Origin of the sequence: Haliscomenobacter sp. (assembly GCF_041740695.1) — a bacterium.
In the GTDB taxonomy this organism is placed as follows: Bacteria; Bacteroidota; Bacteroidia; order Chitinophagales; family Saprospiraceae; genus Haliscomenobacter.
Genome location: NZ_JBGSLK010000044.1, coordinates 38691 through 51491 on the forward strand (window position 1 = coordinate 38691; position 12801 = coordinate 51491).

A 12801-nucleotide genomic window follows, 5' to 3' on the forward strand; every position below is an offset into this window, starting at 1 on the left:
ACCAGCACATGAAAAAGAATTTTCGCTATACGCTTCTCTTATTGTCGATGCTGGCCCTGGCCGCCTGTGATGAAGGTTTTGACGACCTCAACATCAATCAAACTGCGGCCACCAGTGTCAATCCGGTATTCTCTTTGAACAATGCTGTGATCAATGCTTCGTTTGTAGCCACTACGGTACAATACGAGATTGGGATTGTTCAACAAATGATCTCTCCCAACTCGGGGGTATTGACGGGTGCCAATTTTAACCAGGACAACCGCGATGCGACCCAGGCTGCCTGGCAGCGTTATTACCGTTCAACAATTCGCAATACTGTTGACGCACTCGAAGCGACCAAAGACCAACCCACCCGCAGCAATTTGTACAATATGTCGCGGATTTGGCTGTCCCACGCCATCATGGTGATGACCGACACGTACGGTGATGTCCCTTACAGCGAAGCAGGTAAAGGATACATCGAGCAGGTGCTTTTGCCGAAATACGATTCCCAGCAGTCAATATACACGGCACTGATCAAGGAATTGACGGAGGCTACCGCAGCATTGGACGCCGCTAAAACGGTTGAAACTGCCGATGTACTGTACGGTGGGAACATCACTCAATGGAAAAAATTGGGTAACTCTTTACTTCTACGAGCTGGGATGCGCCTCGTGAAAGTAGACGCCGCGCTAGCTCAATCAACCGTGCAAAAAGCGCTGCAAGGGTCCTTGATCGACGCCAACGCCGACAACTGTGTGATTCGGCACGATGCCAACTACGTGAATGGGATCGGACAAATGCTGAACTCAACGGAAGCCAATAACTTTTACCTGGCCAAACCATTTGCTGATCACCTGAAAAACACCAGTGACCCTCGTTTGGGCGCCATTGCAGTGCGTTATGTAGGGGCTAAATCAGGGCCAGAACAAAGTGCGGCAAAGGCTAACATCGACCCCGCTGTACAGATCGGGATGCCGCTTGGTTTTGACAACAGTGGCATTGTAGCAGAAGCCACCAAAGCAGGATTGGCCAGCTTTTATGACTTTTCTCAAGTGGATCGGACTCGGATGGTCAAAAACACGGCACCTATGTTTTTGGTTACGGCTGCTCAAACCCAATTGTTGGTAGCTGAAGCCATTCAAAGAGGGTGGGGGACTGGCAATCTTGCAGATACCTACCAAAAAGCCGTTCGCCTGCACATGGAGCAATGTGCTTTATATGACGCCAGATCAACCATTGTGGGTAGTGCCATCGATGCCTATCTGACGGCCAATCCATTTGACGCCAGCAAAGCCCTGGAGCAAATCAATACCCAATACTGGATTGCTTCTTTCCTGAATGGACCGGAGGCCTTTGCCAATTTCCGTAGGAGTGGATTCCCTGTACTCACTTCGAATCCTTTCCCAGGTAAAGCCATCAAGGGTGCATTTATCCGCCGATTAACCTATCCCAACTCTGAAATTTCGGTCAACAAGGCCAATGTGGACCAAGCCGTTGGCCGCCAGGGCGCCGATGACCTGGATAGCCGCGTTTGGTGGGATAAATAAGATAGGGTGTGAGTGTGATGGTGTGAATGTGTGGGTGTGTTGGGGTAACCCGATGTAGCCGCACAACATCCAATGTAGGGGCAACCCTTGCGGTTGCCCTAGACCGCATAGGGCAGCCGCAAGGTTGCCCCAACGAAAGCAAATAGTGTTTTGTCCAAGGAGGCTGTTCGGTTAAATCACCAATTGGTATTTTTTTACACCGAATGGCCTCTACTTTCTTCAACTCTCGTATAACTTTGCCGGGCTCCTCCCATTCGAAAAGGCATTAAATTGTTGTGGAGCAAGTTCAAATGTAAAAATGGTTCATTCATACATCGGCATTGACATTGGTACTACTGCGACCAAAGCAGTGGTTTTTTCTCCAATTGGACAAGTTTTGTATCAAACGAGTCGGGAGTACCCCATGTACCACCCCCAACCCAACTGGTGCATTCAGAAACCTGAGGACTTACTTCAGGCGGTGATGGATTGTATGCAGGAAGTGAACAACCGGTTTCCTGACGCTAGCTTCATCAGTTTCAGTGCGGCCATGCACAGTTTGTTGTTGTTGGATGAACAAGGCAAACCCTTGACCGATTGTTTGTTGTGGGCAGACAACCGTGCTACCACGCAAGCTGAACGACTACGTGACTCCGCAGAGGGGCTTTGTATTTACCAAAGAACTGGAATTCCACTACATTCTTTCAGCCCCCTTACCAAGTTGTGGTGGTTCAAAGAAGAAGCACCGGAAATTTTTCGAAAAGCACACAAGTTCATCAGCGCCAAAGAATACGTTTGGCACCACCTGACGGGGGCTTATCAGGTTGATTCATCAATGGCTTCAGGGACTGGAATGTTGAATTTGAAAAGCCTACAGTGGGATGAGGGAATATTGAAGAATTTGGAGCTTAAACCTGAGCAACTTTCGAGAGTAGTTCCTACAACCTATTCCACCCAAAGTTTAGATGGCCAGTATACCCTGGTCATTGGCGCTGGAGATGGGCCTTTAGCTAGTTTAGGTACCGGGGCTATCGGAGCAGGTAAAATGGCCTTGACCATTGGCACCAGCGGGGCCATCCGTCTACCCGTACGCGGCCCCAAAGTGGACCCGGAAATGCGCACTCAGTGCTACCACTTGATCGACGACCAATACTTGAGCCTGGGCGCGGTCAACAATGGAGCGGTAGTCTTGCAATGGTTGAAAGAAAATGTACTGCGCAGTGAAGCCAGTTACGAGACTTTATTCGAGCAGGCTGAAACAGTAACTGCCGGGGCGGATGGTTTGTTATTTGTACCCTACTTGTTGGGGGAAAGAGCGCCTATTTGGGACGCCAATGCACGGGGCTGTATGCTGGGCTTGAGTATCCAACATCGACAGGAGCATTTTGTGCGCGCTGCCTTAGAAGGGATTGTACTGGGTTTGCGCCATATTGCTGAGGTCTTGCTCCCTAGCGAAGCTGATCGGGCCAATGTAGAAATCTGCGCCAGTGGTGGTTTTGCCAAAAGTGAGTTATGGGTTCAAATTGTAGCTGATGTATTTCAAATGCGGGTGGTACTGGCCCAAACGGTGGAGGGCTCTGCCTGGGGCGCGGTGCTATTGGGCTGTAAGGCGCTGGGGCTGGATTGCAAGGAGCAAGTAGGGGAGGAGCAGGTTTTTGAACCGAATCCGGCGAATGCAGAGGTATATGCTGCTGCTTTTGAACGATTTCGGGCAGTGTATCCTATGTTGAACAATCTAAAAAAAATAGCTAGTTGGGAACTTAGCACTCCAATGGGCTAAATTCCCAACAAAATTACCATCAGGGTTTATTTACACGTCTTCGCATACTCGAACACGTGTTTTTCAATATCCCCCCAACTAGGATCTTTTCCGTATTTGCTGAACAAATCAGCACAATCTTCAAACAGCGGCTTGAATTCATCGTCATAGTCCGCTTTTTTCAAGCGGTATGCTGGTGCAGTGCCCTTGGCTACGTAGTACGACTTTTCATCGCCACCAACCATCTGAATACCACCTATACCCAAACTGGTCGTTTCTTTTGCCAATGGATCAAAGTAGACTTTCAGTTTGCCACTGAAAGAAGGGTTGACCAATTGCAGCAGCAAATTGCGCGTCTTTTTGCCCATTCGTACTGGAGCCTGCTCAAAAAAAACGTAGCCTTTGCCGATGATGTCTTTGTCCAGATCAACATTGTCCCACTGGGTCGCGTCGTTCAAAAAATCGAGGGATTTGCCCAGTTTGTCCCAGCCAGAGGGTGGCAAGTACATGTGTTTGATTTCCGCGGGCTTCAGCTTGCGTTTTTTAGTGGAGCCACCTACGTTTTCCAACACTACTTCTTCGATCAGGCCTTTTTTTCGATCAAGGTCTTTGATGTTGCCCTGCAATTGGGTGCCGTCCTGTAAAGTTACATAGGCGGTTTTTTTGCCAGAAAAACTGAAGGTTCCAGGTTGGAATTTCTGGGCTTGTAATACACTAAGAGTAGTGCTGAAGGTCAAGATGACCAGCACAAGTTGAATGCTTAACTTCATGGTTAGTAAAGATTTGTATGTAAACTGGTTAATGAAATAAATTAAATGATAATCGGTTGAAAATGAGACAGTGGTACACTGAATCAGTTAATTGTAAAACGATCTGTAAAGCAAGTCTCAAAATTAAAATACTTAAGCGTGAAGCTTTTTTGATGCGGCAAAGCTCTACTATTTTTTTGATTTAATAAAACATCAGGGGTTTTCTTTGTTTTAAAACGCCTTCATCAATTCTTTACTTTTCCTCTAGATGCAACGCCGTCAAAATTTGGTGTTTGTTTAAAAGAACTTAAAGTTTTTAATTTCTCCCTCCCCCTCAACCAAACGCCCCATTTGCGGGTTTCCAACTTATTGTGCATCTTTGTAGACTCGAACACCCGCATCCTGATTCAACATGAAGCAATTAGCTTACCTGAACAAATACTTTTGGAGATACCGTCGGCAATTTTTCCTCGGCTTTTTGTTTGTCTCCTTGTCCAATTATTTTCGGGTCTTGCAGCCCCAAACCATCCGCGAAGCACTGGATTTGGTGGTGGAAAACCTCTACCTGTACCGCGTATACGAGGGGACAGCTCTTGAGGCTGAGTTCTTTAAGATGCTGGGGCAGCAACTGTTTTATTTTGGCTTATTGGTTTTAGTATTGGCAGTGGTCATGGGTTTGTTCATGTACTGGATGCGACAAACCATCATCGTGATGTCGCGTTTGATGGAGTACGACATACGCAAGGAGGTTTTTGCTCACTACGAAAAACTCGACCTAGCATTTTATAGGCGCAACAACACGGGAGACCTCATGGCGCGCATTACCGAAGACGTGAACAAGGTGCGGATGTACCTGGGGCCAGCTATTTTATATGGTGTCAACCTCATTTCTTTGTTTATCCTGGTCATTTCTTCCATGCTGGTGGTCAGCCCGGAGTTAACCTTGTATTGTTTGATTCCACTGCCTTTTTTATCCCTCTCCATTTATTATGTGAGTACGCTGATCAATCGGCAGAGTGAAAAAATTCAGCAGCAATTGGCGGTGCTCAACAGCACAGCCCAGGAGGTCTATTCGGGGATTCGGGTGGTGAAATCCTATGTGCAGGAGGCACCTACGGTCAAACATTTTGCCGACCAGAGTGATCGATTCAAACAGCAGTCGTTGCGTTTGGCGTTGACCAACTCCTTGTTTTTTCCACTCATGCTGTTGCTCATTGGCATTAGCACACTCTTGGTCGTATATTTTGGCGGCTTGCAAGTAGTCAAAGGCACCATCACCCCGGGTAACATTGCCGAGTTTGTCATTTACGTCAACATGTTGACCTGGCCGGTAACTGCCATTGGCTGGATTGCTTCGATTGTACAGCAGGCGGCGGCTTCCCAGAAACGCATCAACGAGTTTTTGAATACCCAACCGAGCATCACCAACATTGGGCACAATACCGAAAACCTCAAGGGCGGCATCGAATTCCAAAACGTAACCTTTACTTATCCAGATACGGGCATTACTGCATTACAAAATGTGAACTTTAAATTGGCACCAGGCCAAAAAATGGCCATCATCGGGCGGACTGGGTCCGGCAAAACAACCATTGCCGACTTGCTCCTGCGTATGTACGATGTGAGTGCAGGACAAATTCTGTTGGATGGGCAGGCTTTGGTAACCCACGATCTAGCCAAAATCCGCCAGCGCATTGGTTATGTGCCCCAGGACGTTTTCCTGTTTTCGGATACCATCTCGGCCAATATTGCTTTTGGGAAAAAAGACGCGCCTCAGGCTGAAATTGAAGATTTTGCCCTCTATGCTTCGGTGTACAACGACATTGTGGAGCTGCCCCAGCGTTTTGATACCATGGTGGGCGAACGTGGGGTAACCCTTTCAGGTGGACAAAAGCAGCGGGTATCCATTGCCCGGGCCCTCATCAAACAACCGGATATTGTGATCCTCGACGATTGCCTCAGCGCGGTTGACACCAATACCGAAAAGCAGGTGCTGGAATATTTCACCACCGCCCTGGCCAACAAAACGGCCATCATCATCACGCACCGGATTTATTCGCTCTTACAATTCGACCAGATCATTGTGATGGACGGTTCGCGAATCGTAGAAGCCGGAACGCACGAGACATTGCTACAAAACAAGGGCTATTACGCCGACCTTTTTGAAAAACAAACCGAAGAGGTTCCTGCATCCAGCTTGTAGTCGATGGCGTTAATTTTCTGTAAACTCATTTTTTGTAGGCATGCCTAATCCATTCAGCTTTGGGGCTTTACTCCATCGTGCTAGGTTAGTTCCTTGCTGCTGGGGGGAACTTTTTTTACGAATTCTTTGATTATTCAGGCAATTACTTACTTTTGTACAGTGGTAATCTTATTTATCCGGTAAATTAAAACATCCAAAGCAGTGGATCAGGAGAGAAACCAACGGAGATTTGAGAGCGTGTATTCGAGGAAAATCCGCGCGGGTAAGAGAAGGACGTACTTTTTTGACGTTCGCAAAACGAAGGGTGAGGATTTTTATTTGACACTTACCGAAAGCACTCGTAAATTCAATGGTGATGGCTATGAGCGCCATAAAATTTTCTTGTATAAAGAGGATTTTAACCGTTTTATGGATTCGCTACAAGAGGTAGTTGAACACATCAAAACGGAGCTGATGCCAGAATACGACTACGACGAATTTACCCGTCGCCACGAAGAATACGACGCACAAGATTTCGATGAGCGGGATGACCGCGGCGAGGAAGAGTTTGACGATGAGCCAGTTAAAGAACAACGGCCAGCCACCCCGCCGGCTCAGCCAAGTACAAAAAAACTGGAAATATCGGGCACGCCCTTCAAGGAAGACGATATGGCTTGGTAATAAAAGTAATTCTTCTTTGAATTACCAAAAAGGAGATCACTGACAACGCAGTGATCTCCTTTTTTTATGCGCTTACTACAAAGTGTATACGTGTTTAAATGATTAGTCTCACGCCTCCTAGCTCCGACAATCGATAAGGAAATCGATCACCAGGAGAACCGATGAACATAAAGTTTTTGGGGATGCCCCATTTTTTGGAATATTCTTCAATAAGTTCTGGTCCAAATGTTCCGACAAGTTCCAAGTATTCAATTTTTACCTCAGGATATGCCCGATCCAGTACTTCAAGATCGTGACGCAAGGGTTCGTTGAAGGCCTGACCTGGGTTCATTACGGTTACAATTTTCAATCTTCCGGTTTTTTCATTGTTCTGCACATATTGCAATACCGTATTGAGCACCGCTACATCATCTCCTTTGGTAAAAAAAACAAACTCTTGGGAATTGATCTTGTGCAACATTTTCCGCAAATACAAGCTACTTTTGAGAACATAATGGCGGACTGGGCGATACAGGTAATCAATGGAATAAAGCAGTATCCGTAAAATGCGCCCACGGTTGAGCATAAGAAAAATAAAACCCAGGGAAGGCACCAGGTATTGAAAAAACACAAACAGCGAACTGGGATTGAGCAGTGCATTGCCCCAAAATGCTGCGGATACACAAACAACCGCTATCAATACAGCTATGGGATGTGCCTTTACTGGCCGGGGAAGTTTAGCGCGTTTTATTTTCAGGAGCAAATTACCCAAACCAAATAGCGCCATCACGGCCAGGAATGAAAAAGTATATACTCCTGCTAAAGCCCCCAGGTCCCCCTGTGTTGCAAACAATACCGATACGCAAAGAATGAAAAAACCAATCACGATGCGGTAATTGACTCCACGCTTGTTTCTCACCAGAAAAAAATTGGGTAAAATACGATCAAGGGTGATGCGTTCGATTAGGCCGGTTACCCCAACGAATGAGGTGAGTACTGCACCACTTAATACGAGTACAGCATCAACAGAAATAATCAGTCCCAGCCATCTTCCCCCTGCAGTTTCACCCAGAAATGCCAATAAAGACTCTTTGTGTGCTCCAACTTGCGCAAGCGGAATGATGCACAAAGCGAGCAAGGTTATGGCTGGATTAAAAAAGCTTACCACCATCCACATGTTGCGCAAGGTTTTGCGAAATACACCTGCTGCTTGTTCTTCGACAAAGTTTGCCGAGCTTTCAAATCCCGAAATGCCTAACATCGCCGCCGAAAACCCGAGAAACAAGGCCGTCATGATCCCTCCTGATGCGATGGGCAGCTGCCAATTGGCCTGAAAAACCTCTATACCATGGGTCAATAAATAAAAACACCCCACAATGACCAATAGCGACAATGCTGCGAGGTGAGTAATAAAAATAACAACTGCTACGATCGCTGATTCCCCAATGCCATTGAGGGCGAGTCCCATGAATATTGCCAAAAGGACAATGGTGGCAATGACAAGGGGGAGTACCGGGATCATATTGTGCAGGTAGTGCATTGCCTCACTGGCGGAGATGACCGCAGTCGCCATGTACGACAGGATCGTCAAACAAGCAGCAACCGATGCCATTTGTTTGGAGGTCGTGTTCAACAAAGCATTGTACGCCCCCCCATTGAGTGGCAATGCGCCAACGACCTCACCATAAATGCGTTGGAAAAGAAACAATACTACGGCCACTACAAGCAGTGAAATCCAGGCAAATTGCCCTGCGTAGAGGATGGTCAAGGCAGATACGTAGAGGCAGGAGGAACTGATGTCATTGCCACAGATTGCCGTGGCTTGCAATTCATTTAGCTTTGTCGATTTAGACTCTGTATGCATCAGGAAGTGTTTTATCTAAATTTAATTCAAAGGAGCTGATTTCTTGTGCCAAGGTAATAATCTTGATTTAGTACCAGCTTAATTTATCCTGACTTATTGGGAAAACCTGATTTATGTCAGGTTTTGGGCAAGCAGGAACCCCGAACTTTGTGAAAACTCAGCTTATGAATACAGACCAAAGCAAGCATCTTCTGGTACCTCTCGATTTTTCAGAGGCGTCTTTAAATGCCTTGGAATCGGCATTACAGATTGCAAAACGACAGGACTTAAACATTACTTTGATTCATGTAATCTCCCATGAATCGCTGATTCAAAGCGGTTATGAATCTATGCCAGTAGCTACCATCGTGTTTGATAGTATCAAAAAAGAGGTAAAAGACCGGATGCGTTCTTTGGCAAAGGACATCTTGGAAAGGCATGGTTTGGGAGTGAATATGCTGATGCCTACTGGAGCAATTGCGGTCGAAGTCACCCGAGCTGCCTCCCAAATGCAAGCTGAAATGATTGTGATGGGAACCCACGGTTCATCTGGACTGAAGGAGTTTTTTTTAGGCACCAATGCTTATGACGTCATCAAACGATCAACTTGTCCGGTGCTCACCATTCCTCCAAATCAAAAATGGAATGGTTTCTCCAAAATACTGTTTCCGGTGCGTGAGGTGGCGAATGCTTTGGATAAGTACCAGCACCTGCGTAAGATCATTCAGAAAAATAAAGCTAAACTCATCGTATTGGGCATCGTTAAAAGCCCTGCTGCGAAGAGCATCCAATCGATTCAGCACAGCATCAATTATCTGGATCATGAATTAAAAAGGGATGAGGTAAAAGCGGTGCTTAAAATTAGCACAAGCCCCAAACCTGCGGAGCAGGTGCTGCGATTCGCCAAGCAGGAATCCATTGATTTGATTGCCATTACTGCCGATTTTGACTACGAAATTGCTGATTTTTTCATCGGCCCCTTTACCCAACAAATTGTCAATCACGCTAGTGTCCCTGTTGTAAGTATCCGCCCGGGAGTAATGGCATCCGAAGGGGCAGAGATCATCAAACAAATGCAGGAAGCATTGTATCAATCAAAGTAAATTATGCAGGGATTTTTATCAAAAGCTACCATTTGGTTTGTCTTTATAGGGTGTTTCATGTGGTTGAGGGTTTTTGGGCAGGCCGATTCGATGTTGGTCAATAGCAGTCCACATGCAGTCATCCACAATCATCTGAGCAATTTAGACAGGGACTTTTACCACCCAGAGCAAGCTGCACTTTCTTTTCCAATCGATCGCGAGAAGGGCAAAATCCTGGCCGTCCAGTTGAAATACATCCTGGACGGCAAAGGATTGTTTATCGATCAAAACCGACTACCCAAAGACAAGCACTTTAGAGACTCCCTTTCTGGAGAAGCGATTTATTTTATTACCCGGAATGAACCCTTGATTTATTTGGAACAAATTGATTCAGTCTGGTATTATTCTCGCACAACGGTAGCCGCAATTCCCAAAATATATCAAAAGATTTTCCCACTGGGCAACTGGGCTGGGGTGTACTTTCAGTCCCCTGGTTGGCAAATCAGCATCTTGGGTATTCCACTTTGGAAATGGCTGGGATTGGGTCTATTTTATGTATGCGCAGTCATATTGTTTCGCCTGATTCGGTTTATTTTTGACAGATCAGTGGCACCCCGGTTGAACAAATACCTGGAACTTAAGCTCGAAAATGGCCCACCATTTCGAAAACTTTCCCGTTTGTTGGGTTTTTGGGTAGGGGTAGCATTTTTTCAATATGTACTACCCATGCTTTACCTGCCAGTGACATTCAATGCGCGAGGGTTGAAACTATTGTACATTTTGAACATTTTGGTAACCATTTTTATCGGCAACCAATTGATCAGAATTTTCATGGTCAAAGTACAAAGCGTTACCGAAAAGTCGGATACCCCTCTTGCTGATCAGTTTATGCCCATCATCAAAGTGGCCGCTTTCTCTGTAGTATGGGCCATCGGAATTTTTTACATCCTTAATTATTTGGACGTCAACATTACCGCTTTATTAGCAGGTATTTCAATTGGCAGTTTAGCAATTGCCCTAGCTGCTCAGGATACGATAAAGAATTTTTTTGGGTCAATTATGATTTTTGCGGATAAACCTTTTAGGGTTGGGGATGCCATTTTATTCAAAGACATTGCGGGTGTGGTGGAAGAAATTGGAATCCGGTCTACCCGAATTAGAACTTTTGCCAATTCATTAACGACAGTACCCAACAGCCAATTGGCCGACGAAGCCATTGAAAACCTTGGCTTGCGTTTGTTTCGTCGGTACAAAACAGAAATTGGCATTACTTACGATACACCGCCAGCTTTGATTGATTCGTTTGTAAATGGTATTCGAGTTATCCTTGAACAACATCCGTTTACCCGAAAAGATGTAATTGAAGTACACCTGAACGATTTTGGTGCCAGTGCACTGAATATCATGGTATTTACCTTTTTTGATGTATCCGACTATACGCTCGAACTCAAAAGTCGCCATGAAGTCATGACTGCGATCATCCAATTGGCCGAGGAATTGGGCGTACAATTTGCTTTCCCGACCCAAACCCTACATATCGAAACGCTACCAAGCCGGAAGGGGCATACTCAAATTCCAACCTCCAATTTGAAGGACGAAGCGCAGCTGGTTAACAAACCTGAAGAGCACGATTTTAAAAATGAACACAATTCCGAACCACAAAACAATTAGCGGCCAATCAGATCATGGATCAAAAATCACTTTCATTTTCAAGTGCAGTTTTGTTTCCAACCAATTTTGAAGCTGAATCTTTTCTTTGGAATTCAGCACTTTCGAAAATTGCAAAAAAGCCAGTTGATTTTCCAGGTTCTTGCCCTTGAGCGTATCCGGAGAACGCAGGGGCGTAATGGCAATATTCTCGAAGTTAGGATACAATGCCTTAATCTCTTTGGTGAGTTGTATTGTATTTACCTCTTTTGCCTCTAAGCTATCAATTCTTGCTTTTAGTGCAATCATTTCTATTTCTCTCTCCGCCAATATTTGCTTTAATGGGTTTTCTTCCGAGGTCTGTTTTATTTCATTTAAATATTCAAATCCTTGCCGGACCGTGACTGTTGCACCTTCCAATTGATAATAACCCAATTTCTTTTTCATCCCTTCGATTTCTGAATCGGTTATCCTTTTGCCACCAAAGGTAAGCACGATCGATTTTTGCCTTGCGTCGATTGACTTTTCCAATAAATAGTCATTCGGAAAACGGGTTTCGTTCTGGATAAAACGATGGGCGGATTGGGTGAATTTTTCTTGCTGTACGATATCATACCCTAGATATAAACTAGGCAACAATGTAGCTACCACTACTATCCAGGCTATTTGGTTTGCTCTTTTTTCATCCTGCGGATTCTGTAATTTTTTATAAGGAAATTTGAGTAATCGAACAACAACCAAGGTGGCCAATGCAATGAATACCGTGTTGATCAGAAACAAATAAAAAGCCCCAAAAAAATAAGACATCTGAAGGGTAGCGAGCCCATATCCTGCAGAACAAAGCGGAGGCATCAGTGCGGTAGCAATGGCTACGCCAGGGATGACATTTCCCTTGTGTTTACTGGAAGCAGCAACAATCCCGGCCAGGCCACCAAACAAAGCAATCAATACATCGTAGATATTTGGCGAGGTTCGGGCAAGGATTTCAGAATGTGCTGTACTGATCGGAGTAATTAAAAAATAAAGGGTTGAGGTACCCAGACTTACCCCCGCCGCAAAAAGATAATTGAAAAAAGATTTGCGCAGCAGCAATAAATCATTGATGCCTATCCCCAGCCCCAAGCCCATAATGGGCCCCATCAGTGGAGAAATCAGCATGGCACCAATGATCACCGCAGTTGAGTTTACATTCAACCCAAGTGAAGCGACAAAGATGGCAAAAATCAATAGCCAAAGATTTGTACCATAAAATTCAACATTGCTTTCAATGTCCTTGATAACCTTTTGGAAATCCTCTATTTGATTGCTGAGTGAAAAATAGCTGAAAAAAGTATTCATATCGATCAAGGTTGATTGAACTACCAGATAAAC

Annotated in this window: 9 protein-coding genes; 6 read left to right on the top strand and 3 right to left on the bottom strand. The window is 45.3% G+C overall.

Annotated features, from left to right (window positions below):
- Positions 1-8: 8 nt before the first annotated feature.
- Both ACEW9O_RS09660 and ACEW9O_RS09665 read left to right on the top strand, forming a co-directional pair.
- Positions 9-1529 carry a SusD/RagB family nutrient-binding outer membrane lipoprotein gene (locus ACEW9O_RS09660; protein WP_373549949.1) on the top strand — a complete coding sequence of 507 codons (1521 nt, stop codon included), beginning with the start codon at positions 9-11 and terminating at the stop codon, positions 1527-1529.
- A gap of 298 nt (positions 1530-1827) precedes the next feature.
- Positions 1828-3288, top strand: coding sequence for a gluconokinase (locus ACEW9O_RS09665; protein WP_373549950.1), 1461 nt, complete (start codon positions 1828-1830; stop codon positions 3286-3288).
- Between the two features lie 26 nt (positions 3289-3314).
- Here ACEW9O_RS09665 and ACEW9O_RS09670 read toward each other — a convergent pair whose 3' ends face one another.
- A complete protein-coding gene (locus ACEW9O_RS09670; RefSeq protein ID WP_373549951.1) occupies positions 3315-4037 on the bottom strand; it encodes a hypothetical protein in 723 nt (240 codons plus the stop codon).
- A gap of 391 nt (positions 4038-4428) precedes the next feature.
- Between ACEW9O_RS09670 and ACEW9O_RS09675 the strand changes: the two genes are divergently transcribed.
- A complete protein-coding gene (locus ACEW9O_RS09675; RefSeq protein ID WP_373549952.1) occupies positions 4429-6219 on the top strand; it encodes an ABC transporter ATP-binding protein in 1791 nt (596 codons plus the stop codon).
- A gap of 201 nt (positions 6220-6420) precedes the next feature.
- Entirely contained in the window at positions 6421-6879 is a 459-nt protein-coding gene (locus ACEW9O_RS09680) for a DUF3276 family protein (protein WP_373549953.1), read from the top strand.
- Positions 6880-6973: 94 nt separating this feature from the next.
- On the opposite strand, the gene ACEW9O_RS09685 is transcribed toward ACEW9O_RS09680, so the two are convergent.
- Positions 6974-8722, bottom strand: coding sequence for an APC family permease (locus tag ACEW9O_RS09685; RefSeq protein ID WP_373549954.1), 1749 nt, complete (start codon positions 8720-8722; stop codon positions 6974-6976).
- Between the two features lie 164 nt (positions 8723-8886).
- On the opposite strand from ACEW9O_RS09685, the gene ACEW9O_RS09690 reads away from it, so the two are divergent.
- Together ACEW9O_RS09690 and ACEW9O_RS09695 are read left to right on the top strand one after the other, a co-directional pair.
- The gene (locus ACEW9O_RS09690) at positions 8887-9804 is read left to right on the top strand and encodes a universal stress protein (RefSeq protein WP_373549955.1); all 918 of its coding nucleotides are present in this window, start codon (positions 8887-8889) and stop codon (positions 9802-9804) included.
- Positions 9805-9807: 3 nt separating this feature from the next.
- Positions 9808-11454 (top strand): mechanosensitive ion channel family protein, encoded by a 1647-nt coding sequence (locus ACEW9O_RS09695; RefSeq protein ID WP_373549956.1) that lies wholly within the window; start codon positions 9808-9810, stop codon positions 11452-11454.
- A gap of 12 nt (positions 11455-11466) precedes the next feature.
- Here the strand turns inward: ACEW9O_RS09695 and ACEW9O_RS09700 are convergent, their stop codons facing one another.
- Positions 11467-12768, bottom strand: coding sequence for a TIGR00341 family protein (locus ACEW9O_RS09700; protein WP_373549957.1), 1302 nt, complete (start codon positions 12766-12768; stop codon positions 11467-11469).
- Positions 12769-12801: the final 33 nt, after the last annotated feature.

Coding starts and splice junctions, on each gene's coding strand:
- ACEW9O_RS09700 (WP_373549957.1), bottom strand. CDS start 12,768: ATGAATACTTTTTTCAGCTATTTTTCACTCAGCAATCAAATAGAGGAT.
- ACEW9O_RS09690 (WP_373549955.1), top strand. CDS start 8,887: ATGAATACAGACCAAAGCAAGCATCTTCTGGTACCTCTCGATTTTTCA.
- ACEW9O_RS09685 (WP_373549954.1), bottom strand. CDS start 8,722: ATGCATACAGAGTCTAAATCGACAAAGCTAAATGAATTGCAAGCCACG.
- ACEW9O_RS09695 (WP_373549956.1), top strand. CDS start 9,808: ATGCAGGGATTTTTATCAAAAGCTACCATTTGGTTTGTCTTTATAGGG.
- ACEW9O_RS09675 (WP_373549952.1), top strand. CDS start 4,429: ATGAAGCAATTAGCTTACCTGAACAAATACTTTTGGAGATACCGTCGG.
- ACEW9O_RS09665 (WP_373549950.1), top strand. CDS start 1,828: ATGGTTCATTCATACATCGGCATTGACATTGGTACTACTGCGACCAAA.
- ACEW9O_RS09660 (WP_373549949.1), top strand. CDS start 9: ATGAAAAAGAATTTTCGCTATACGCTTCTCTTATTGTCGATGCTGGCC.
- ACEW9O_RS09670 (WP_373549951.1), bottom strand. CDS start 4,037: ATGAAGTTAAGCATTCAACTTGTGCTGGTCATCTTGACCTTCAGCACT.